Below are 21,778 nucleotides of genomic sequence, written 5' to 3' on the forward strand. Positions count from 1 at the left end.
TATAGCTTAAGCTCAAAATCACCGTAGATCCAGGTTCTTCCCCGCGCCACGAGCCCTGCGCTATGAGCCGAAAAACTGCGCCAGCGATTTTTCTTTAAAGGATTTTGGAATATTCTGATAGAATATAGAAAAAAAGCCCAATTTTTAAAGAGGTGGAAACAATGCATAAAAAGATCATGGCTGTGCTCCAGTTCTTGTTCGTTGTAGCTGCCGGGTTGGGAGGCATGCTGGTTTTTCGTTGGCGTGGATCCGTGGGGGAGTCCGCTTTACTTATTGGTGCAGCGGCATTATTGGCGGCCGCATTCAGCTTGCGGTGTTGGCCGGAGCAAGGGCCAACAGAAACTTCTCCGGAAACATGCCGGGAAACGGAGAATAGTCTGGACATGTTGAAAATTGCCGAAGAAGTGGCTTTTATGTCTCAACAATTATTGTGGGTTGTAGGACAGAGTAAATCGGCTTTGAGTAAACTGGGAAATTTGTCGGCGGATATCGCCAAAGCCAGTGAATTCAATGCGAACAGCGTGGAAAAGACCACCAGCGGCATAGGACAAATCGCTGCCAAGGCGGGCGTTGTTTATAATGCGGCCGAAGATGCTTTGCGCCAGTCTAATGAGTCCTGGCAACTGGCGGCTAAAAACCAGGAGGAGATTACGCAGGCAGGCAATCAAATGCTGGACATTGCCCAGACCGTACAAGCAGCAGTCGTGGCAATTGAAGAATTAAGCGGGGCATCCCAGCGGATTGGCGAATTTATTGGTCAAATTCAGGGGATTGCCAGTCAGACGAATTTGCTGGCCCTCAACGCCGCCATCGAAGCGGCCCGGGCGGGAGAACAAGGCCGGGGTTTTGCCGTTGTGGCCGATGAAGTTCGCAAACTGGCTGATGAAAGTGCCCGCATCACGAAGGAAGTAGAAAATAACGTTTGCAGCATGATCAGCAAAACGAGTGAAGTAACAGCCAATATGCACCGCAGCCGTGACAAATTGAGCGGCATCGAACAGATGTCCCGTCAATCGGCGGCAGCGCTGCAGGAGATTGTTGACCAGGTCGCCCATATCGGCGAGAATGTGAAAAAACTACGGGATGTTTCCTATGAACAGCAAGTGACCACCAGTGATATTGTACGGGCTGTAGACGCCATTAGCGCGGCTACGCAGGAAATCGCCGCCAATACCCAGCAAGCGCAGCAAAGTGTCGTTACCCAGGACAAGAGCATTCAGGAGACCTATGACCATGCCCGGAAGATGACGGGAACAGCCGACAGACTGCAGGAAATTGCCGTTTATTTCAAAACCGAAAAAGAAATTATTTTTGCCATAAATCCATTCTCGGCGCCGCAGACAATCCGGGAAAGCTATTTGCCGATTGTTGAAGCGGCAGCACAGCACATCGACCGGCAAGCCCGCCTGATTATTGTGTCCGATTATGATGCCCTGGGCCGCTCCCTGCTGCGCGGAAATGCGGATATCGGCTGGTTCTCACCCTTTGCTTATGTTTCTACGAAAAATCAAGGCAATATCATTCCGCTTGTCACCCCGGTCACCAACCGGAATGCTTCGTATACCGGGTACATTATCGCCAAAAAAGAGGCTGCCATCGGGTCTGTCGATGACTTGAAAGGCAAGCGGTTCGGCTTCGTCGATCCCCAATCGGCATCGGGGTATATATATCCCCGGGCAATTCTGGTGGAACAAGGCAAGGATCCCGGGCACTTCTTTGGGGAAACCCTGTTTCTCGGCAGCCATAACCGGGTAATCGACGCTGTACTGGATGGAACCATTGATGCCGGCGCCACCTATACGGAAGCGTTGGACAGTGCCAAGGCCAAAGGGGCTGCCGTGGAGCAATTGGCGATCATTGCCCGGACCGAACCGATCCCCAAAGATGTAATTGCGGCCCGGGCGGATCTGCCGCCGGAACTGGTTGCCGGACTGACCGGGGCCTTCCGGCAGATTGCCGATACGGATCCCCAGTTTAAGGCACTGCTGAAAAATACCCCCATTAACGGTTTTATCGCCACCGATGATCGCAACTACGACGTAGTCCGCAAAGCGGCTAAAATGAAATAGGAAAAAAACGAGATTGCCGCACTCCACTTCGTTACGTTCGCAATGACACCGTTACGTAGTCTGTCATTGCGAACGAAGTGAAGCAATCTCTTTTTTTCGGAGTAAGAGCAAAGTGATGTGGCGATCTCTTAAGAAGCAACTTTGTCTACAGTCTGATACTTGGCTTATAACCAAGTCTTTACTTTTTTATTGAGCCTATTTCCTTCGAGACTGGACCCACATCCGTGACCGGAACCATGGGCCACGTATTTAAAGCTTCTCTGAACCCCGCGCCCTGTGCCGTTTACTAGTATTTGGCCGCCGCCGGAGGGCAGGATTTTCGCGGTCCGTATTGAATAAATAGAAATTATACGTTTAACTTATATACGAGGAGATTTAGCATGAAGGGAAAAATCAGCTGGCTAGTCTGTTGTCTGTTGCTGGTTTCGGCTACGGTTTGGGCGGCTCCTAGCACGAACGGGTCAACAGGATTAATTAATACGCCTTCGGCCGATGTTTTGCGGGAAGGACAGTTTTCCGCCGGTTATTATCATCTGAAGGCGGGCGGTGTGGGAGTATTTGATTTCGGAATGGGACACAATTGGGAAATAGGCGTTGCCGGCTTTCGTTATGATAGTGCGGCTAACCGGACCTATCTGAATGCCAAATTTGCGCTGGCGCCGGAAACGGTATTTACCCCCGGCCTTGCGATCGGTGTGGAAGATATAGCCCAGGACGGCCAAAGAACGGTTTATGCTGCGGCCAGCAAAGCCTTGCCCTTCGGGTTCCGCATCCATGCCGGTATCGGCAACGGGCGCTATGACGGCGTGTTTGCCGGGATTGAAAAAACAATTAACCCGGTTAGTGTTTTATCAGGCAACAATACTTTTCCGGCGACTACGCTGATTGCCGAATATGACGGACACTATATGAACTATGGAGCGCGTCTGTCGGTTGTGCCCGGTATGAAGCTGGATGCCGGCTGGCGGCAGCACGATTTCTACATCGGTATGAGCTTCACCAACTAAAAAAAGGAGTCCTTACCGGGTATTTTCTTGGAGGTACTGTACTATGTTGCAATATTATTTTGTAAAAGGGTTAAGCACGTTAGTGTCTATGCTGCCTCATAGCCTCCGCCGCCGTCTCGGCAATTGGCTGGGAGCGGTTTGCTGGCGGTTTGTACCGAAACGGCGGATGAATATGGCGGTGGATAATATTGTCCAAAGTCTGGGAGTAAGCCGTGAGCAGGCATATGACATTGCCAAAGAAAGCGGTATACGGTTTGGCCGCATGTTTATGGAAGTACTGCACTTTCCCAGATTGACCGCCCGCACTATTCATTCCTACGTGGCGGTCAGCGGCCGCGAGCATTTGGAAGAGGCATTGCGGCAGGGAAAAGGCGTTGTACTGGCGACGGCGCACAGTGGCAACTGGGAACTTTTGGGGGCCGCACTGGCAATGCATGGCTTTCCGCTGGTTGCGGTGGTTCAAAAGCAAACCAATGCTGCCATGGACCGCTTTATCAACGAATACCGGACATTGGCCGGAATGCACGTTACCTATAAAACCGGCGTCCGGGAAATGGTCCGGCTGCTGGGTGAAGGAAAAATTATTGGTTTATTGATGGATCAGGATGCATCCAAAGATGGTGTTTTTGTGGAATTCTTCGGCCGCAAGGCTTCTACCCCGCAAGGAGCAGCCGCGTTGGCCCGGCTGAAAGATACGCCGATTGTTCCCGCCTTTATTACCGAGCACCCCGATGGAACCCATACGGCGCTCATCTGTCCGGCAGTGTATGTCACGCGCACCGGTGACCGGGATCAGGACATCCTGGTTACAACCCAGCAGCTAACGCAGATTGTTGAAGACCATATCCGCCGTCATCCCGATGAATGGTTCTGGCTGCATAACCGCTGGAAAACGCCTCAGCCGGATGCGAATATAGCGGACACAGAAGAACCTTATTAAATTAGTAAAATATTTTATTATGAAAAAGGGCTGTCTCCAAGGTGAGATGGCTTCTTTTTATGGGATCGGGCGAGATTGCTTCACTTTGTTCGTAATGACAGACTACGTAACGGTGTCATTGCGAACGCAACGAAGTGGAGTGCGGCAATCCGCGCCCTGAGATCTGCATCAAGAGCCTTATGACTAACATTTAGTATATAAAAATGGAAGATGAGTATATACAAAAGTGAATAAATAGTATATAATAATTGACGTGTCTTTTATACACTAAATCTGTTATGAGCCGGAAAAGAGGTGACTGGAGTATGAAAATTTCATATCGGAAATGGAAGGTAGGAAAAAAATCTTTTTGTTGGGACGTGCTGATTCTTATGGTAGTCAGCATATTTATCGGGTCCCTGCTGGCCGGTACTCTCTCCTTTTCGGCCAATGCCTACTTCTCCAAAACCCTTTCCAATTTGGTCGGAGATTACGGACAATATGACGTAATTATTCAGGTCCGGGAAGAATTGAAACAAGATGCCGAAGAGCAGATCAATAAGGTCATCGCCGATGCATTCCCGGGAGCCGTGATGAAGGAGGGACCGACGATTACCGGCAAAACCTCCATTTTTATTTCTTTGCCGGAACAATTTAAGACTAAACAAGTATATGACGATCTGTCCAAGACGTTCGGCAGTATCCCCGGCGGTGCCGCCGTCGGCGTAATGACCGACCCCAGATTGACAATCCGGGGTGTTCCGGACGGGGCGAAAAATATGGTAATGGATAAGATTTCCCAACTTGACGGAGTCCGCTTTGCTTTTCATGACGGTGCATCCATCGGGGTAGTGCTTACCTCTTTTAACAAAAGTGCAGCCGTTAGTGAGCAGATCAAAAATTTGCTGAAGCATTACCAGGTTATTGAAATCAGTTTCCCCGTGGGCAGCGAACCGTCCAATCCGATCCGTCTGGGAGATACCATCGCCAATGATATGCAAAATCAGTTGAAACTGGAGTATGCACGCAATGTTTCCATTGGTGGCAAAAACGATGATATGACCTATATGGTCGGTACCATGATGGAACTGAAACGGTTTCTGGCCGACTATGCTACCCAGGTTACCCTGAAACCGGCAGGCGGTACGAAATTCGTACCGGACGAGGTACTGGTTTTTCAGGGAACGGCGCCGCAAGCGCCGCAGGCAGGCAGTCCCGTAAATAAAGCGAATGTGCTGGTAAAAATAACGGATGTGCACGCCGACGGGACGGCAGCAGGCCTGATCATCCAGGGCGATGCATCTGCCTTGACCAATTTGCAGGGTTACAAGGTAAACAACAGCGTGATTGACGCGGCGGTGGCAACGGCCTCGTACCGTAACCCCCGGCAGCAACTGGGCAATGCGCTGAATGAGACAGCAAAAGTAGTGGGTCAGATTCCCGGCTTTGTTCAGGATGCCCAAAACATGGGGCAGGTGGCTCTCGGCGCTCTGAATAATTATGACACCAGCGTGGCTGCCATCCGGAGCACTCTGGACGGCGTCCGGGATGCCGGCAACAGTATTCAAAGTGCAACCAGCGGTTTAACCAACATGAATACCGGCGGCATGCAAGCGCAACTGGCTAATTCATCGAAAGCGCTGAGCAGTTTGATTACTACCCTGAAGGTAGTGAAGATGCTTCAGCCGGATGTGGCCAATACCATTGACGGATTAAACGGAACCCGGCAAAATCTGGACAACCTGAAAGCCGGTTTAAGCGCTCTGGATAATGTGGCTGCCGATGCCCGCCAGGCTAAGGCTACGGTGGATAATATTGTCGTGACGGGAAATAATGCGTTGAATACACTGCAAGCGTTCGACGTGAACGGCGCCCGGACCAGTCTGCAAAACGCCAATAAACATCTGGCGGAATTGCAGCAGATGAATCTACCGCTGATTACGGCGCAGTTACAGTACCTGTCGACGGCCGTTCCTAATTTGAAAGATGAGGATATCAGCCATTCCATGGCTTTATTGGACAAATTTATCGGCGGTCAGGTGATTCCCGGTGCCAGGATTCAGATTTTGACTACAAATAATATCAGCACCGACGCGGTAATGCCGATTGTTACCCATGATGCCGGCTATAACAATGTATCGTTGTATTCGACATCGCTGGGAGTCATTGAACCCAATCCGCGCAGTGAAATGTACGAAGTATTGAATCAGGTCAAAGCGATTTTGGCCGGCCTGACGTCGCTGGTTATGACAATTTTATTTCTGGCACTGGACCATACGTCTATTATGGCCGTGATTCGCCGCCGCCGTCTTAGCGGAACGGTGAAGGCCAAAGGCTGGCGGAAGGTGTTGAAGCAGGTTACCGCTATTTTCAGTGCTCCGGAACGGCAGTACGGCATGGTGGTAGGAGCCATTCTGCTGACAGCCATGTTTATCTTATCCGGCGGCGGGATTCCGTATCTGCCCTGGATCGGGGTCCCTGTAATCGGCGCGTTCTTAGGCAGCATTATGGCCGGTTATGCCGATAAGATCAATCCGGTAGCCGGTGACGAAGTCATGGCCGGACAGGCCCTGGGTATGTCCTTTGACGACATCATGCGGGAAATTGTGATTCCCAATGGCCGTCCCGGCGTTATGCAGAAACTGAATAAACGGAAACTGCAATTTAAATAATTAGCACAGAGCGCAGGGCGCGGGGCTTAAGGAAGACCCGGAACTTCGTTTGCTGCAATACGGATCCTGTGACCGGACCGGCGGATTTATTCCGTGCTCTTTGCACCAAGAGCCAAGGACCCTGAGCCCTGCGCCATCTTTTAAAAGGGGGGAATCATATGCTTACTATTGATAATCTGGTCAAGCGGTTTGGCCGCGTTACGGCGGTGGACGGCTTGAATCTGAAAATGAAAAAAGGCGAAACGCTGGTTATGATGGGGCCGTCAGGCTGTGGTAAATCGACCACAATCCGGATGATTAACCGTTTGGTGGAACCGACCGGCGGGTCCATTCATTTTGCCGGACAGGACATTACCGCTCTGGATGCCGACGGATTGCGCCGGATCCGCAAACGGATCGGCTTTGTGTTTCAGCATTTCAATCTCATCGGCCGGTTGTCGGCATGGGAAAATGTCATGCTGGGACTGGTTATGAGCGGTATGCCGCGGGAGGAAGCCGGCGCCCGGGCGTTTGAATCTTTGACCAAGGTAGGGCTGGAAAGCCAGCGTGACAAGAAGCCCGGTGAAATGTCCGGCGGTCAGCAGCAGCGGGTGGGCATTGCCCGGGCGCTGGCCTATGAGCCGGAACTAATGCTTTGGGACGAACCTACGGCTTCCCTGGACCCCATTTTGGTCCGGGAAGTGCTGGTAGTTATGGAAGAGCTGGCCAAGTACCGCGCGAGCACCATGCTGGTTGTGACTCACGAGCTTTCTTTCGCCTTGCATGTGGCCGATCGCATTGTTTTGATGGATAAAGGAAAAATTGTTGAGGCAGGACTGCCGTCGCAGGTATTTGTGACGCCGTCCTCCCGGATTGGACAGCAGTACAAGGAACTGATCGAGTATCAAATGAATACCAGCGCTTCCACGCTGGCCGGCAAACGGATAGCCTAAATCACGCCGCTGGCAAATTATGTACTTGCAGGAAAAGATTTTTTTTTGTAGAATGAATGAGAGTTATTGTATCAGGAGGACAAGATATGCACCAAACCACGGTAGGAAAGCGCGTAGAATACACCGGCATTGGCCTCCATTCCGGCAAGGATGTCTCCATCGCCCTGAATCCGGCACCTGCCGGAACGGGGATTGTCTTTGCCCGGACCGATTTAGCCGGGGCTCCCAGAGTGGCTGCCCGCGCTGCCAAGGTTACGGCAGCCATGCGGGCTACCACCTTGGAGGAGGGTGCGGCCAAAGTCTTTACGGTGGAACATTTGCTGGCCGCACTGTTTGCAATGGAGATTGACAACTGCCTGGTCGAAATTGACTCGGTGGAACCGCCTGTCGCCGACGGCAGTGCGCTGCCTTTCGTAGAACTCATCGGCACCGCCGGAACGGTGACGCTGGGGAGTACACGCGAAGTCATCCGGATCAAGGAAGCCCATATGGTGCGTCAGCCGGATAAATTTATTACCATTTTGCCGTATGACGGGTTCCGCATCACCTTTACCTCTGTTAACCCGCATCCGCTTTTAGGCGTGCAGTTTGGTGATTTTGAGATCGACCGGGACACCTTTATCCGGGAAATTGCCCCGGCCCGGACGATTGGCTTCATGCATGAGGTGGAAAGTTTGCAGGCGCAGGGACTGGCGCTCGGCGGCAGTCTGGAAAACGTGGTGGTTTATGACGACACCAGTGTTTTGACGCCGCTTCGTTTCACCGATGAATTGGTACGACATAAAATTCTTGATATTATTGGCGATTTGTCGCTAGTTGGGCCGGTGCGGGGGCATGTAATTGCCGTAAAATCCAGTCATGCTCTCAATACCGCTCTGGCCCGGGAAATAGTCTGCAATGTGCATAGCATTTGAGGAGGCGTGAGTTTGGTTATGTTATCCGCGAGTGAAATACAAAAAATCCTTCCCCACCGGTATCCGTTTTTGCTAATAGACCGCATTATCGAACTGGAGCCGCTGCGAAGGGCAGTAGGAATTAAAAATGTGACGATAAACGAACAATTTTTTCAGGGGCATTTTCCCGGCCATCCGGTTATGCCGGGGGTCCTGCTTTTGGAAGCCATGGCGCAGGTGGGTGGCGTAGCGATGCTTTATTCGGATGAATATGCGGGCAAGCTGGCCATGTTTGTGGGGATGGACCGGGTCAAACTCCGCCGGCCTGTCGTTCCGGGAGACCAGCTCCGTATGGTGGCTGAAGTGGTTAAAGTGCGTGGCACCATGGGTAAAATATGGGCGGAAGCTTATGTTGACGGTCAACTGGTGGCGGAAGGGGAATTCATGTTCGCCCTGGTACCGGCATAGAATCACATGAAAAAATTATAAAATCAGCCATGTGTGGCTGAAATTTGCTAATAAATCAATTTGATTGCCTTTTATGGCCTATTTTGCCGGAATTGGATTTGTCAGAATCCGACTGGCTAGTCGGACTATATGTAACGGAAGAAATAATACAGGAATGTACTCTGAAAAGAAGGAGTTGATGTGCTGATGAAGCCGGAAACAGTTGTAATACCGATTCGAAAAGTGCATGAAACAGCAGTCATTCATCCCGGCGCCCGTATCGGTAAGGATGTGGAAATCGGGCCATACGCCGTAATTGGTGAACATGTTGTAATTGGTGATGGCGCCCAGATCGGCGCACATGTTGTTATAGATGGTTGGACGAGCATCGGCAAAAATGTTGTAATCTATCCGGGGGCTTCTATCGGCGCAGAGCCGCAGGATTTAAAGTTCCGCGGCGAAAAAAGCTATGTGTTTATTGGTGACTATACCAAAATTCGTGAATTTGCCACGGTGAACCGCGCCACCGGGGAAGGTGAGGAAACCCGGATTGGGTCGCATTGTTTGCTTATGGCGTACACCCATGTAGCGCATAATTGTATTGTCGGTAATCATGTGGTCATGTCCAATGCGGCCACCCTGGCCGGCCATGTGGTTGTCGAAGACCGTGCGGTAATCGGCGGGTTGGCCGGTGTGCACCAGTTTGTGAAAATCGGCCGCAACGCCATGGTTGGCGGAGCCTCCAAAGTGGTTCAGGATGTGCCGCCGTTCGTGATTGTCGACGGGCATCCGGCGAAGGTAGCCGGTCTGAACAATGTGGGAATTTCCCGGGCGGGAATGAGCGATATTGCCCGCCGCAATTTGAAAAGGGCCTACCGGATTTTATACCGTTCCGGCCTGACTTTGGCCCAGGCAATTGCCGTTATGGAACAGGATCTGGAATCCTGTGACGAAGTGGAACATTTGCTCCGTTTTTTGCGCAACGCCGAACGCGGAATTTGCCGCGGCCGCAAAGATACGGTAGAAGCATAGAGAAGGAGTCTGGTAGCATGAAACGAATTGGTCTTCTTGCCGGCGTTGGAAGATTGCCGGTAACTTTTGCCCGTGCCGCTCGCGGCATGGGCTTTACCGTGATCGCCATCGGTGTTGTGCCGGGCATTGATGAAGAATTAGCGACAGCGGCCGACGTGTTTTATACGATCAGCGCCGGCGAACTGGATACTATTTTGACTACATTGCACAAAGAACAGGCCCAGGAAGTGACCATGCTGGGCAAGGTAACCAAAGAGCTGCTATTTAGCGGCACAACCAGGCCGGATGTCCGCATGCAGAAATTACTGGCGGCTTTGCCTGACCGCAGCGACGATACCATTATGCTGGCGCTGGTGCGGGAAATTATGGCCGCAGGGATGCGCGTGCTGGACCAGACGGCGCTTATCCGGTCTCTGATGCCGGCGCCCGGAGTATTAACCGGCCGGCAGCCGACGGCTGCGGAGCAGGAAGATATGAAATTTGGTTTCCACATGGCCAAGCAAATTGGCGGCCTGGATATTGGACAAACCGTTGTAGTTAAGAATAAAGCGGTGATGGCTGTGGAAGCCATCGAAGGAACCGACGCCTGCATCCGGCGGGGCGGTCAGTTGGGACGCGGGGGTGTTACCGTGGCCAAAGTGGCTAAACCGGAGCAGGACCTGCGTTTTGACGTACCCAGTGTTGGTCCGGATACATTGCGGGCGATGATTGACGCCGGTGCCGTGGCTTTGGTGTTAGAAGCCGGCAAGACGCTCCTTGTCGACCGGGAAAGAGTGCTTGAATTGGCTGAAAAAAACGGAATAACAATTGTGGCGATGTAAATTCTATAAATATACTTGGCACTTGGCGCTTGGCGCTTGGCACTTCGTAGTGGCTCGTACGCTACCTGGGCCGGGTTGTTCATTACCAAGTGCTACTTGTTTAGGCTGGAGGCGGCTGTATGCACAAAATTATGATTTCGGCCGGAGAAGCTTCCGGCGATCTGAACGGCGCGCGGGTGGCTGAGGCGCTGCGGCAGCTCGAACCGGATATCCGGCTTTTCGGTATGGGCGGTAAAGCAATGCAGGCCGCCGGGGTGGAAATTGTCTACGATATTGCGGACTTAGGCGTCATGGGACTGGTGGAGGTCGTCAAGAGCCTGCCCAAACTTTTTGCGCTGCGGGACCGGCTGGCCGGCGTTATGGACCAGGAGCGGCCCGATGTGCTGGTAGTTATCGACTATCCGGGATTTAACACCCGTCTGGCCAAGGCGGCCAAAGCCAGGGGAATTCCCATCGTATATTACATCAGTCCGTCGGCCTGGGCCTGGGGTAAAGGCCGGGCCAAAGAAATTGCCGGCCTTGTCAGCCGGATCGCGGCAATTTTTCCTTTTGAAGCCGAAGTATACCGCGAGGCGGGGGCCAATGTCACCTTTGTCGGGCACCCGCTGCTGGATATTGTCCAACCGGCAATGTCGAAACAGGAAGCGTATGCCCATTTTGGCGCCGACCCGGCCCGTCCGGTTTTACTGTTAATGCCGGGAAGCCGCCGGCAGGAAATTGAAAAATTGCTGCCGGTCATGTTGGCGGCCAGTGAAAAAATACTCCGGGAAGTGCCGGATTGCCAGTTTTTTCTACCCATTGCTTCGACAATTTCCCGGGAAATGTTGCAAAATAAGATAGAACAATACCGGGTGCCGGTACAATTAACTACGGACAACACCTATGATTTGATGCACATCGCCGACGGCGCCATTGCCGCTTCCGGCACGGCAACCCTGGAAGCGGCGCTGATGCAGGTGCCGACCGTAATCATCTATAAAACGGCGGCACTGACAGCCTTTTTAGCCAGGTTCTTAGTGAAGATTCCGCATATCGGCCTGCCGAATATTGTAGCCGGACGGCGGATTGTGCCGGAGCTCTTGCAGAATGATGCCAATCCGGAGAACATCGCCCGGGAGACGCTTGCCATATTGGGGCAGGAAAAATGCCAAAAACGGGTCCGGCAAGATTTGACGGAAGTGCGGAACAAACTGGGTCAGACCGGTGCCGTGGGCCGGGTCGCGGGAGTGATTTTAGAAGTGGCGGAAGAAGCCCGGGATGAAAAATGATATTGTAAAGGCTATGGAGGGAGTATGACCATCTATCTGCGTCTATTAAGTTATGTAAAACCGTATATTTCCCGGCTGCTGCTGGCTCTTGTCTGCATATTGGTGGCGGCGGGCGCCAATTTATACGTGCCGTGGATCATCCGCGATGTCATTGACGACGTGCTGGCGACAAAAAACATGGCCATGTTGAATCTGATCGCCGGCGGCATTGCGGGGATCTATTTACTGCGGGGAATTTTTTTCTACGGCCAGACCTATCTCATGTCCTATGTCGGTCAAAAAGTGGTTATCGATATCCGGGCGGGGATATACCGGCATTTGCAGCGCTTGTCCCTGTCCTATTTTGAAAAAAGGCAGACCGGGGTAATCATGAGTTATATTACCAATGATGTCGCGGCTGTACAAAGCGCTTTGGTGGATAATGTCATCGAACTGGTCACCGAGGCTACCACCTTAATCGGTTCCATGGCCGCCATGTTCTATCTTGACTGGAAGCTGTCCCTGCTGACGTTTATCACCATGCCGCTGGTGGCACAGACCATTAACATTTTTGGCGGCAAAGTGAAACGGGCCAGTACCAATAACCAGGAACGGATTGCCGATATTACCGCCGTATTGCAGGAGGCCATTTCCGCCGTGCGGGTTATTAAGTCCTTTGGGCGGGAAGAATATGAAATAGAGCGTTTTGGCCGGGAAAACTACAGTAACTTCCGGGCGCAAATGAAGATCGCCCAGCTCATGGCCACGCTAACGCCGCTGATTGAATTTTTGGCGGCGTTAGGAGTGACTGTTATTGTCTGGTTCGGCGGCCGGGAGGTGATTACCGGACATTTGACGACCGGTTCGTTGATGGCTTATCTGATCTATATTGTCAATTTGTCTAATCCGATGAAACGCTTAAGCCGGGTCTACGGCAATATTCAACGGGCCATGGCGGCGGCGGAGCGGATTTTCGCCGTTTTGGACACTGAACCGGAAATACAGAATTTGCCGGAAGCCGTTGAATTGCCGGCCATTACCGGCCATGTAGCCTTTCAGCAGGTAGATTTTGCCTATCGGACCGGGGAACGGGTGCTGCATGATATAAACCTGGAGGCCAAGCCGGGCCAGATGATAGCCATCGTAGGTCCGAGCGGCGCAGGCAAAACAACCATTGCCAATTTGATTCCCCGTTTCTATGACCCTTCCGGCGGGACCATCCGCATTGACGGGTTGGATATAAAAACAGTTACCTTACAATCCCTGCGGCGCCAAATCGGCATAGTGCCGCAGGAGACGGTACTGTTTAACGGTACGGTCTATGAAAATATTCTCTACGGCGATTTGGAGGCAACCCGGGAAGAAGTCATTACTGCCGCGCAGGCGGCTAATGCTCATAACTTTATTACGGGCATGCCCGACGGCTATGAAACCCAAATTGGCGAACGGGGCTCGAAACTTTCGGGTGGACAGCGGCAGCGGATTGCCATTGCCCGGGCCATTTTAAAAAATCCCCGTGTCCTGATTCTGGACGAGGCGACCTCGGCGCTGGATACGGAAAGCGAAAAATTGGTGCAGGAAGCGCTGGACAAATTAATGATTGGCCGTACCTCTTTCGTAATTGCTCACCGGTTGTCCACAGTTCAACGGGCCGATACCATTTTGGTCATGGAAAAAGGAAAAATTATCGAGCGGGGAACCCATCAGGAATTGCTGGCGGCCGGCGGCTTATACAGCAAACTATACCAAGTGCAGTTTGGCATTAAAGAAGCCTGACCTGGCTGAAATGGGGTATGTGCATGCAATTCGTGTATAATCTAGTGGCAATTATACTGGTGGTCCTGGCCCTGCCGGTATTTATCGTACGACTGATACGGGAAGTGGGCTTTGGGGAACGGCTGCGCCAGAGTTTTGGTTTTTTACGGAACGAAGACCTGCGGCCGGTGGCCAGGCAAAATTGTGTTTGGCTGCATGCGGCTTCGGTGGGGGAAATTGTAGCGACCAGTCCCATTTTAAAAGAACTTAAGCGGCGAATGCCGGATGTTCCCGTCATGGTTTCGGTGGTCACGGCCACGGGATATGCCATGGCTAAACGGATTATGCCCGAAGCCGACAGCATTATCTTTTTCCCTTTGGATTTGCCCTGGCTGGGTATCAGTGTAATCCGGCGGATCCGGCCGGGCGTCTTTGCCATGGTGGAGACCGAGTTATGGCCTAATTTTCTGCGGGCCGCCCGGTCTTATCGTATTCCTGTCGTCATGGTAAACGGCCGGATCAGCGATAAAAGTGTGAAGCGCTATCGCCACTTAGGGCGCATTTTGCAAGACATGCTGGATACCATTACCTGGTTTTGCATGCAGTCTTCCATCGATGCGGAATATATCGTCCGTTTGGGGGCCGACCCCAGCCGGGTGATCATCACGGGTAATACCAAGTTTGATCAAACCTATACTGCGGTAGGGGAACCGGAAAAGAAACGGCTGCAGAGCGAATTCGGACTGACCGGCAGCTTTCCCATACTGGTAGCCGGCAGCACTCACAAAGGGGAAGAAGAAGCCGTTCTGGAGACTTTCAATAAAATAAAGGAAACCTATCCGGCCGCCAAATTGATTTTGGCTCCCCGGGATTACCTGCGGGTGGAAGAGATTCAGACACTGAGCGAGCAAGCCGGTCTCAGCGCCGTACGGCGTACGGCATTAAACGGACAGCCGGATTCAAAGCATGATGTAGTGCTCCTTGATACCATCGGCGAGCTCGGCAAAATCTATAGTCTGGGCGATATTATTTTTGTCGGCGGCAGCCTGGTACCGACAGGGGGACATAATATCCTGGAACCGGCGGCCCACGGTAAACCGATTCTGGTCGGGCCGCATATGTTTAATTTTAAAGAAACCTATGCCCTGATGTCCGGCAAAGAAGCCTGTGATACCGTGCAGGACGCCGCCGAACTGACGGAAAAAACGTTATTTATTTTGGAACATGAGGAGCTTCGCCGGCAAATGGGAACCAATGCGCTGCGGGTGATTGAGGATAATCGCGGCGCCGCAGGAAAAAGCGTGTCTTATATTGAGGCCGTTTACCGGAAACAGGCGAATCCTTAATATTATATTAAAGGCGGAGCAACTATGCGCCAATTAGAAGATCAATTGGAAGATTTGCTGACATATTTATATGAACTGGTTCACGGGGAGAAAAAAGGACGTCTCGCCGGTATGATGCTGGCGGTTCTGCGGGGTTTATCGGTCATATACACCTGGGGTGTTTTAGTGAAACTCAGTCTTTATCGATGGGGTCTTTTGCGGCAGCGTAAGCTTCCCTGCCGGGTAATCAGCCTCGGCAACATTACTGTCGGCGGTACCGGTAAGACGCCGACGGCCGAACGTCTGGCCCTGGCCATCCGCGACATGGGTTACCGGGTAGTCATTCTCAACCGTGGCTATCGCGCCGGCTGGCAAGAAGACGTCGGGCTGGTTTCCGACGGGCGCAGAATTTACATGTCCGTGGCGGAAGCCGGGGATGAAGCCTACCTGCTGGCTAAAAACCTGCCGGGGGTAGCCGTGGTAATTGGCAAAAACCGTTCGGTCAGCGGTGATTATGCGGTCAAGCAGCTAAAAGCCGATGTCATTATTATGGATGACGGCTACCAGCATTGGCAGCTGGCCCGGGATTTCGACATTGTCCTAATCGACAGTATTAACCGGTTTGGCAACGGCTACCTGTTACCCCGGGGGACGCTGCGGGAGCCGCTGCGTAATTTAAACCGGGCTGACGCGTTTATTCTGACCAAAGTCAACCAGTCGACCAATGGCAACCGGGAAATGATCCGGCAGACTTTAGAACGCTATAATCCGTCAGCGCTGGTTGCCGAAAGCACGCATAGCCCGCAATGTTTTATTGAGATCGAAAGATGGTATAAAGGAGTACGGCCGGACCAAATCGCTCTGGACGATATTAAGGGCAAAAAAGTAATGGCCTTTTCCGCCATCGGCAATCCGGCTTCCTTTGAACAGACCATCGCGGAATTGAAGGCGGAACTGGCTGATACCGTGCGTTTTCCGGACCATCATGATTATACCATGGCGGAAATGCAGTTTATTATGCAAAGAGCCGTTGACAACGGGCTTTGTGCGCTGGTTACGACCGAAAAAGATGCGGTTAAGATTCCGGCCGAATTTATTCATTCCGACCGTCCGCTGCCGCTTTACGTTCTGAATATGACCGTGGAATTTATTGACGGCCAGCCCATGCTGACCGAGCTCATTAAACGGGCATTAAGCAAGTAGAATTATTGTCGAATGACAGAGGATTGCGAAAAGTGGGACAGGAGGCATTGCAGCAATGAAGATTTTATGTGTCATTCCGGCCCGGTATGCTTCAACCCGGCTGCCGGGAAAACCGCTGTCGGATATAGCCGGCAAACCGATGATCCGGTATGTATATGAGCGGTGCATGCTGGCCAAACGGCCGGATAAAGTATTGGTAGCGACGGACCACGAGTTAGTATATAAAGCGGTTAAATCCTTTGGCGGGAATGTTATGCTGACGTCGGCCGACCATCCGACGGGCACCGACCGTCTGGCGGAAGTGGCCCAATCGTATCCTGAGGCGGAGATTATCATTAATGTCCAGGGCGACGAACCCTTAATTGCGCCGCAAGTCATTGATGAACTGGCCGCTGCATTTGATCATGCCCCCGGTCTGAAAATGGCCACCTTGATGACGGAGATGGAGGAAGAAGAATATAACAATCCGGCGGCGGTAAAAGTAGTGACCGATCGCCAGGGCTTCGCCCTCTATTTCTCGCGCTCCCTCATTCCCTATCCCCGGGTGAAACAGGACGGCTTTACAGTGCATAAGCATATCGGTATCTATGCCTATCGCCGGGAGTTTCTTCTGGCCTTTGCCGCCCTCAAACCCACCCCCCTGGAAAAAACCGAATCCCTGGAACAACTGCGAGCCCTCGAATACGGCTACCGCATTAAAGTCTTAAAAACCGATTTTCAGTCAATCGGCGTCGACACCCCGGAAGACCTGGACCGGGTACGGGAAATCGTGGCGCAGGGCTCTTAGCGCAAGGCTTCGTCATACCTTGAGCCCCGAGCCCTGAGCCATCTTTTGCGCCTTGGGCCCCGAGCCCTGCGCCATCTTTTATAACGGAGGTTATTACCATGCATACAGTTAACATTGGTTCCATCGCAGTGGGAGGGAAGAATCCCATTGCTTTGATTGCCGGACCCTGTGTGATTGAAGGGGCCGAGCGGACGCTTAAAATCGGCCGGGCGGTGAAAGAAATTACCGGCCGCCTGGGAATTCCCTATATATTTAAGGCTTCCTTTGACAAGGCCAACCGTTCGTCCTATCAATCCTTCCGGGGCCCCGGTCTGGAAGCGGGATTATCCATCCTGGCTGATATCAAAAAAGAGCTTGGCGTACCGGTATTGAGTGATATTCATTGTGTGAACCAGATTGAGCCGGCGGCCCGGACGCTGGACGTTCTCCAAATCCCGGCTTTTCTGTGCCGGCAGACGGATCTGGTATACAAAGCCGCTTGCACCGGTAAAGTCATTAATGTAAAAAAAGGCCAGTTTTTGGCGCCCCAGGATATGAAGAATGTGGTGGATAAAATCCGGGAGGCGGGCAACGAGCGTATTTTGCTTACCGAGCGGGGCGTCAGCTTTGGCTATAACAATCTGGTTGTGGACATGCGGTCCCTGCCGATTATGCGTTCTTTCGGCTATCCTGTCGTTTTCGATGCGACCCATTCTGTTCAGATACCGGGCGGCGCCGGCACGGCGTCAAGCGGCAAACGGGAATTTATTCCCTACCTGACGCGGGCCGCCGTAGCCGCCGGTGTGGATGCCTTGTTCATGGAGGTTCACGATAACCCGGAAGAAGCCCTTTCCGACGGACCCAATATGATATATCTGGACAAACTGGAAGATTTACTGAAAGACGTATTGGAAATCGACCGCATTGCCCGAAAACACAGATAAGGTGGGAGGTTTCGATCATGATTGTAGAACAGGCACGTAAGGTTCTGTCGATAGAAGCGGCTGCTATTGAAGCGTTGATTCCGCGGATTAACGGGGAGTTTACCCGGGCGGTGAATATGATACTGAAATGTAAAGGAAGAATCATTGTGACCGGCATGGGCAAATCGGGAATTATCGGCAAGAAAATTGCCGCCACCCTGGCCAGTACGGGCACGCCTTCTTTCTTTCTCCATCCGGCCGAAGGCATTCACGGTGACCTGGGAATGGTTACCGCCAAAGATAGTATCCTAGCTTTGTCGAACAGCGGCGAGACGTCGGAAATTCTCGGCATTCTGCCGACCCTGAAGCGGATCGGCGCGCCGATTATCGCGCTTTGCGGCCGGGAAGATTCGACATTGGTGCGTAACGCCGAAATCTTTCTCGACGCCGGAATAGAACAAGAGGCTTGTCCTTTAGGCCTGGCGCCTACTGCCAGTACGACGGCGATGCTGGCCCTGGGCGATGCCCTGGCAATCGCCCTCTTATCCTCGCGTAAATTTACGCCCGACGACTTTGCCTTGTATCATCCCGGCGGTTCGTTAGGACGCAAATTGCTGCTTACCGTGGAAAATATTATGCATGCCGGCGGGGAAAACCCGGTGGTTACCCTCGATAAAACAGTGAAAGAAGCCCTGTTTGTCATTACCGACAAAGGACTGGGCGCAACTTCCGTCATTAATGACGACGGAACCCTGGCGGGAATCATTACCGATGGCGATATCCGGCGCGGACTGGAGAAGGGCCTTGATTTTCTCAACAAACCCGTTGATACCATTATGACCCGGACGCCCCGCACCATTACCAAAGACAAATTGGCGGCATTCGCCCTGCATGTGATGGAGAATAACAAACCCCGGCCGATTACCGTATTGCCGGTAGTGGATGAAACCTGCCGGGCAATTGGCATTATTCACCTTACTGACTTATTACGTCAAGGAGTGGTATAATGGATAGTAAGGCTCGAGCGAAAAATGTCGAACTGCTTATTTTCGACGTCGACGGAGTCTTAACCGGGGGGCAGCTTTTCTTTGGCCCTGACGGGGAAATGCTAAAAGCATTTCATGTTCATGACGGCCTTGGCATCGCAGCGGCCCATAAAGCCGGTTTGAAGACGGCTATTATTACCGCGCGGGAGTCGGAGATGGTCAGAAAACGGGTTGCCGAGCTGAAAATAAGTGATCTTTGTCAGGGAGCCGCCAATAAATTGGCCGCCTTTGACGGATTGAAAGAAAAATACAACCTAACCGCTAACCAAATCGCTTATGTCGGCGACGACCTGAACGACCTGCCGCTATTAACGCGGGTGGGTCTGGCCTGCGCCGTGGGCAACGCGGTGCCGGAAGTCCGGGCTGCTGCTCATTACGTGGCTTCCCGGGAAGGCGGCCGGGGCGGCGTGCGGGAAATTATCGAATTTATTCTCAAAGCCCAGGAAAAATGGGAAACTGTCGTGGCCGCCTACACAAAGGGCGTCAAAGAAGTGCGGCAGTGACGCATCCAATATCCAAAAGGGGAGTGTCGGCGATAAACTGGCAGTATTATATGATCAAAGGAATCAGCCGTCTGGTATGTATGCTGCCGTATGGCGCGACCCTATGGCTGGGGCGTAAATTAGGCGTATTATATTATCATTTCGCACCCCGTCAGCGGGACAGGGCGCTCAAACAAATTCAGGAAAGTATGCAACTTTCCCGGCAGGAAGCTGAGAGTGTGATTCGCAGTTCATTTGGCAAAATTGCGCAGACTTTTTTGGAAGTTCTTTATATGCCGGTGCTGACCCCGGCTACGATTCAAAACTATGTTATGATTGAAAATAAGCAGTATCTCGACGACGCGCTGGCCCAAGGCCAAGGCGTAGCCGTATTGGCGGCTCATATGGGCAACTGGGAGTGGCTGGGAGCCGCCTTGGCCCTGTATGGTTTTCCCGTTGCCAGCATTATTCGTGAACAGCCCAATGAACAGCATACCAAAGTGCTCAACGAATACCGGCGTAGGGCCGGCATCGAAGTCTACTCCCGCGGCACCAGCGAAGTCGTGGGCGTAATCAAAGCCTTGAAACGGGGAAAAGTGGTCGGTTTCTTTTCCGACCAGGATGCGGGCCGGCAAGGGATATTTATTGACTTTTTCGGCAAGCCCGCTTCAACCCATACGGGAGTGGCTGTTTTCGCCCAGAAATTGCAGGTGCCGGTTGTGCCCGTGTTTATTGTCCGTAAGCCGGAAGGCGGGCACCGGATTATGGTTTATCCGCCGCTGAAATATGAAGGCGGTCATGAGTCCGGAGATATAGCCGCTTTTATGACCCGTTTGACCCAAATTATCGAAGATATCATCCGGCAGTATCCGGATGAATGGATCTGGTTTCAAAAACGGTGGGCCACACAATATCAAGAGAAAGCAGGTGAGCAGGATGAAAAAAACTACATACGTAGTGATTAGTTGTATCCTGCTGCTGCTGGCGGGCGGGCTCTATTATTTTTTGAAAGATGTGCCGTTGCCTTCGCCGCAGCCGCCGCAACAGGCTGAAACCGGCCCCAAAGTAGTTGCATCCTTCAATGGCAATACCATTACGGAAGAAAACGCTGGCAAGAAAGTATGGGATATAAGCGCCGATTCGATTGAGATGACCCAGGACGGCAATACGGCCGTTATGAAAAATATTAAAGCCGTCTTTTATAAACAGGACGGCGGTAAAGTCAACCTGGTTGCGCCGCAAGGCACAATGGACATGAAGACGAAAAATATGAAGCTGGAAGGGGATATAAAGGCAACCTCCACCGACGGGGATACCTTTACGGTCCGGCAGATTCAATATATTGCCAAGGAACGCCATTTCTACGGCACGGGTAATGTGCGCTGGACACGCGGCGACCTTGTGATGACCGGCGATACCATTGACAGTGATGCCGATATGCAAAAGATTAGAGTTAAGGGCCATGCACTGGTCCGTAAGGGAGGGGAATCGAATTGAAGCGTAAATTATGGATTATACCATTTGTAATATTGTTTTCCCTGAGTATGGCGGCCAAAATGGATGCCGCCCAGCAATCCCAGCCGGTGGAGTTAGCCGCCGATACAATTGAATATGATTCGGCGCAGGGAGTTATGACCGCCAATGGTGGTGTGGTGACAGTAACTCGCGGTAACGCCGTTATGACCGGCACCAGTGCCACTTATAATACGAAAACCAAGGAAGCTGAAGTATCCGGGGGAGTCAAAGTGGTGCAGGACGATGCCACCCTGACGGCGCCTGAGGTCCGCTCCTTCGAGGATAATCACATCGTGGCCACGGGGGGCAACGTTGTTTTGGTAAAAGGCGAAGATACCCTGTACGGACCGCTCATGGAGTATTATGTGGACAAACAGTATGCCATTGTGCCGCAAAACGGCAAACTGGTAACCGCCGATTCGGTTATGACAGCGGACAAAATTGAAGCCTTCACCGCCGAAAACCGGGCCGTAGCCACCGGTTCGGTACACATCGTCAGCGAGCAGCGTCAATTGGATGCTACCGGCGATCAAGCCGTGTACTACGGCAACGGCGGCCAAAAAGGCAAAGTCGTTCTCTCGGGCAACGCCCGGGCCGTACAGCAAGGCAACGTTCTGACCGGCAACAGACTGGTCATCTACCTTGACAACAAAAAAATGGACTCCGAAGGCCGCAGCCAACTCGTTGTCACACCACAGTGATGGCTCAAAGCGCAGGGCTCGGG

At 52.2% G+C, this 21,778-nt stretch carries 20 protein-coding genes; all 20 read left to right on the forward strand.

What is annotated here, in order from left to right:
* Positions 1 to 161: 161 nt before the first annotated feature.
* The 20 genes from phnD to LUCIF_RS22600 all read left to right on the forward strand — a co-directional run bounded on the left by phnD (position 162) and on the right by LUCIF_RS22600 (position 21,755).
* On the forward strand, positions 162 to 2,069 hold the full coding sequence (gene phnD / locus LUCIF_RS22505) for a phosphate/phosphite/phosphonate ABC transporter substrate-binding protein (RefSeq protein WP_122630067.1): 1,908 nt from the start codon (positions 162 to 164) through the stop codon (positions 2,067 to 2,069).
* A gap of 380 nt (positions 2,070 to 2,449) precedes the next feature.
* On the forward strand, positions 2,450 to 3,076 hold the full coding sequence (locus LUCIF_RS22510) for a YjbH domain-containing protein (protein ID WP_122630068.1): 627 nt from the start codon (positions 2,450 to 2,452) through the stop codon (positions 3,074 to 3,076).
* A gap of 43 nt (positions 3,077 to 3,119) precedes the next feature.
* Positions 3,120 to 4,016 carry a lysophospholipid acyltransferase family protein gene (locus LUCIF_RS22515; RefSeq protein WP_207858324.1) on the forward strand — a complete coding sequence of 299 codons (897 nt, stop codon included), beginning with the start codon at positions 3,120 to 3,122 and terminating at the stop codon, positions 4,014 to 4,016.
* A 305-nt stretch (positions 4,017 to 4,321) separates the two neighbouring features.
* On the forward strand, positions 4,322 to 6,667 hold the full coding sequence (locus LUCIF_RS22520) for an ABC transporter permease family protein (protein ID WP_122630069.1): 2,346 nt from the start codon (positions 4,322 to 4,324) through the stop codon (positions 6,665 to 6,667).
* 158 nt (positions 6,668 to 6,825) lie between these two features.
* Positions 6,826 to 7,599, forward strand: coding sequence for an amino acid ABC transporter ATP-binding protein (locus LUCIF_RS22525; protein WP_122630070.1), 774 nt, complete (start codon positions 6,826 to 6,828; stop codon positions 7,597 to 7,599).
* 86 nt (positions 7,600 to 7,685) lie between these two features.
* Entirely contained in the window at positions 7,686 to 8,513 is an 828-nt protein-coding gene (gene lpxC / locus LUCIF_RS22530) for a UDP-3-O-acyl-N-acetylglucosamine deacetylase (protein WP_122630071.1), read from the forward strand.
* An 18-nt stretch (positions 8,514 to 8,531) separates the two neighbouring features.
* Complete coding sequence (gene fabZ / locus LUCIF_RS22535; protein ID WP_122630233.1) at positions 8,532 to 8,960, forward strand: 3-hydroxyacyl-ACP dehydratase FabZ; 429 nt, start codon at positions 8,532 to 8,534, stop codon at positions 8,958 to 8,960.
* A 186-nt stretch (positions 8,961 to 9,146) separates the two neighbouring features.
* Entirely contained in the window at positions 9,147 to 9,971 is an 825-nt protein-coding gene (gene lpxA, locus LUCIF_RS22540; protein WP_122630072.1) for an acyl-ACP--UDP-N-acetylglucosamine O-acyltransferase, read from the forward strand.
* 17 nt (positions 9,972 to 9,988) lie between these two features.
* A complete protein-coding gene (locus tag LUCIF_RS22545; protein ID WP_122630073.1) occupies positions 9,989 to 10,792 on the forward strand; it encodes an LpxI family protein in 804 nt (267 codons plus the stop codon).
* 119 nt (positions 10,793 to 10,911) lie between these two features.
* On the forward strand, positions 10,912 to 12,060 hold the full coding sequence (lpxB, locus tag LUCIF_RS22550; RefSeq protein ID WP_122630074.1) for a lipid-A-disaccharide synthase: 1,149 nt from the start codon (positions 10,912 to 10,914) through the stop codon (positions 12,058 to 12,060).
* A gap of 24 nt (positions 12,061 to 12,084) precedes the next feature.
* A complete protein-coding gene (gene msbA / locus LUCIF_RS22555; protein WP_122630075.1) occupies positions 12,085 to 13,815 on the forward strand; it encodes a lipid A export permease/ATP-binding protein MsbA in 1,731 nt (576 codons plus the stop codon).
* 23 nt (positions 13,816 to 13,838) lie between these two features.
* Entirely contained in the window at positions 13,839 to 15,140 is a 1,302-nt protein-coding gene (locus tag LUCIF_RS22560; protein WP_122630076.1) for a 3-deoxy-D-manno-octulosonic acid transferase, read from the forward strand.
* Between the two features lie 24 nt (positions 15,141 to 15,164).
* Entirely contained in the window at positions 15,165 to 16,322 is a 1,158-nt protein-coding gene (gene lpxK / locus LUCIF_RS22565; RefSeq protein ID WP_122630077.1) for a tetraacyldisaccharide 4'-kinase, read from the forward strand.
* A 55-nt stretch (positions 16,323 to 16,377) separates the two neighbouring features.
* Positions 16,378 to 17,109, forward strand: a complete 732-nt coding sequence (gene kdsB / locus LUCIF_RS22570) for a 3-deoxy-manno-octulosonate cytidylyltransferase (RefSeq protein WP_122630078.1) — start codon at positions 16,378 to 16,380, stop codon at positions 17,107 to 17,109.
* 98 nt (positions 17,110 to 17,207) lie between these two features.
* Positions 17,208 to 18,032: a 3-deoxy-8-phosphooctulonate synthase gene (gene kdsA, locus LUCIF_RS22575; protein WP_122630079.1), complete on the forward strand. Its 825-nt coding sequence runs from the start codon at positions 17,208 to 17,210 to the stop codon at positions 18,030 to 18,032.
* A gap of 14 nt (positions 18,033 to 18,046) precedes the next feature.
* Positions 18,047 to 19,018: a KpsF/GutQ family sugar-phosphate isomerase gene (locus LUCIF_RS22580; RefSeq protein ID WP_279386985.1), complete on the forward strand. Its 972-nt coding sequence runs from the start codon at positions 18,047 to 18,049 to the stop codon at positions 19,016 to 19,018.
* A complete protein-coding gene (locus LUCIF_RS22585) occupies positions 19,018 to 19,560 on the forward strand; it encodes a KdsC family phosphatase (RefSeq protein WP_122630081.1) in 543 nt (180 codons plus the stop codon). The genes LUCIF_RS22580 and LUCIF_RS22585 overlap by 1 nt, the downstream gene beginning before the upstream one ends.
* Positions 19,557 to 20,504 carry a lysophospholipid acyltransferase family protein gene (locus LUCIF_RS22590; protein ID WP_207858325.1) on the forward strand — a complete coding sequence of 316 codons (948 nt, stop codon included), beginning with the start codon at positions 19,557 to 19,559 and terminating at the stop codon, positions 20,502 to 20,504. Before LUCIF_RS22585 ends, LUCIF_RS22590 begins: the two co-directional genes overlap by 4 nt.
* On the forward strand, positions 20,476 to 21,036 hold the full coding sequence (gene lptC, locus LUCIF_RS22595) for an LPS export ABC transporter periplasmic protein LptC (RefSeq protein WP_165866122.1): 561 nt from the start codon (positions 20,476 to 20,478) through the stop codon (positions 21,034 to 21,036). The genes LUCIF_RS22590 and lptC overlap by 29 nt, the downstream gene beginning before the upstream one ends.
* Positions 21,033 to 21,755: an LptA/OstA family protein gene (locus LUCIF_RS22600; RefSeq protein ID WP_207858326.1), complete on the forward strand. Its 723-nt coding sequence runs from the start codon at positions 21,033 to 21,035 to the stop codon at positions 21,753 to 21,755. Before lptC ends, LUCIF_RS22600 begins: the two co-directional genes overlap by 4 nt.
* Positions 21,756 to 21,778: the final 23 nt, after the last annotated feature.

This window comes from Allolucifera butyrica (assembly GCF_900476375.1).
GTDB classification, from domain to species: Bacteria; Bacillota; Negativicutes; order Sporomusales; family UPPP01; genus Lucifera; species Lucifera butyrica.

What these genes read in the sequence shown, in the direction of transcription:
- phnD (WP_122630067.1), top strand. Translation starts at nt 162, where the DNA reads ATGCATAAAAAGATCATGGCTGTGCTCCAGTTCTTGTTCGTTGTAGCT.
- LUCIF_RS22510 (WP_122630068.1), top strand. Translation starts at nt 2,450, where the DNA reads ATGAAGGGAAAAATCAGCTGGCTAGTCTGTTGTCTGTTGCTGGTTTCG.
- LUCIF_RS22515 (WP_207858324.1), top strand. Translation starts at nt 3,120, where the DNA reads ATGTTGCAATATTATTTTGTAAAAGGGTTAAGCACGTTAGTGTCTATG.
- LUCIF_RS22520 (WP_122630069.1), top strand. Translation starts at nt 4,322, where the DNA reads ATGAAAATTTCATATCGGAAATGGAAGGTAGGAAAAAAATCTTTTTGT.
- LUCIF_RS22525 (WP_122630070.1), top strand. Translation starts at nt 6,826, where the DNA reads ATGCTTACTATTGATAATCTGGTCAAGCGGTTTGGCCGCGTTACGGCG.
- lpxC (WP_122630071.1), top strand. Translation starts at nt 7,686, where the DNA reads ATGCACCAAACCACGGTAGGAAAGCGCGTAGAATACACCGGCATTGGC.
- fabZ (WP_122630233.1), top strand. Translation starts at nt 8,532, where the DNA reads ATGTTATCCGCGAGTGAAATACAAAAAATCCTTCCCCACCGGTATCCG.
- lpxA (WP_122630072.1), top strand. Translation starts at nt 9,147, where the DNA reads ATGAAGCCGGAAACAGTTGTAATACCGATTCGAAAAGTGCATGAAACA.
- LUCIF_RS22545 (WP_122630073.1), top strand. Translation starts at nt 9,989, where the DNA reads ATGAAACGAATTGGTCTTCTTGCCGGCGTTGGAAGATTGCCGGTAACT.
- lpxB (WP_122630074.1), top strand. Translation starts at nt 10,912, where the DNA reads ATGCACAAAATTATGATTTCGGCCGGAGAAGCTTCCGGCGATCTGAAC.
- msbA (WP_122630075.1), top strand. Translation starts at nt 12,085, where the DNA reads ATGACCATCTATCTGCGTCTATTAAGTTATGTAAAACCGTATATTTCC.
- LUCIF_RS22560 (WP_122630076.1), top strand. Translation starts at nt 13,839, where the DNA reads ATGCAATTCGTGTATAATCTAGTGGCAATTATACTGGTGGTCCTGGCC.
- lpxK (WP_122630077.1), top strand. Translation starts at nt 15,165, where the DNA reads ATGCGCCAATTAGAAGATCAATTGGAAGATTTGCTGACATATTTATAT.
- kdsB (WP_122630078.1), top strand. Translation starts at nt 16,378, where the DNA reads ATGAAGATTTTATGTGTCATTCCGGCCCGGTATGCTTCAACCCGGCTG.
- kdsA (WP_122630079.1), top strand. Translation starts at nt 17,208, where the DNA reads ATGCATACAGTTAACATTGGTTCCATCGCAGTGGGAGGGAAGAATCCC.
- LUCIF_RS22585 (WP_122630081.1), top strand. Translation starts at nt 19,018, where the DNA reads ATGGATAGTAAGGCTCGAGCGAAAAATGTCGAACTGCTTATTTTCGAC.
- lptC (WP_165866122.1), top strand. Translation starts at nt 20,476, where the DNA reads ATGAAAAAAACTACATACGTAGTGATTAGTTGTATCCTGCTGCTGCTG.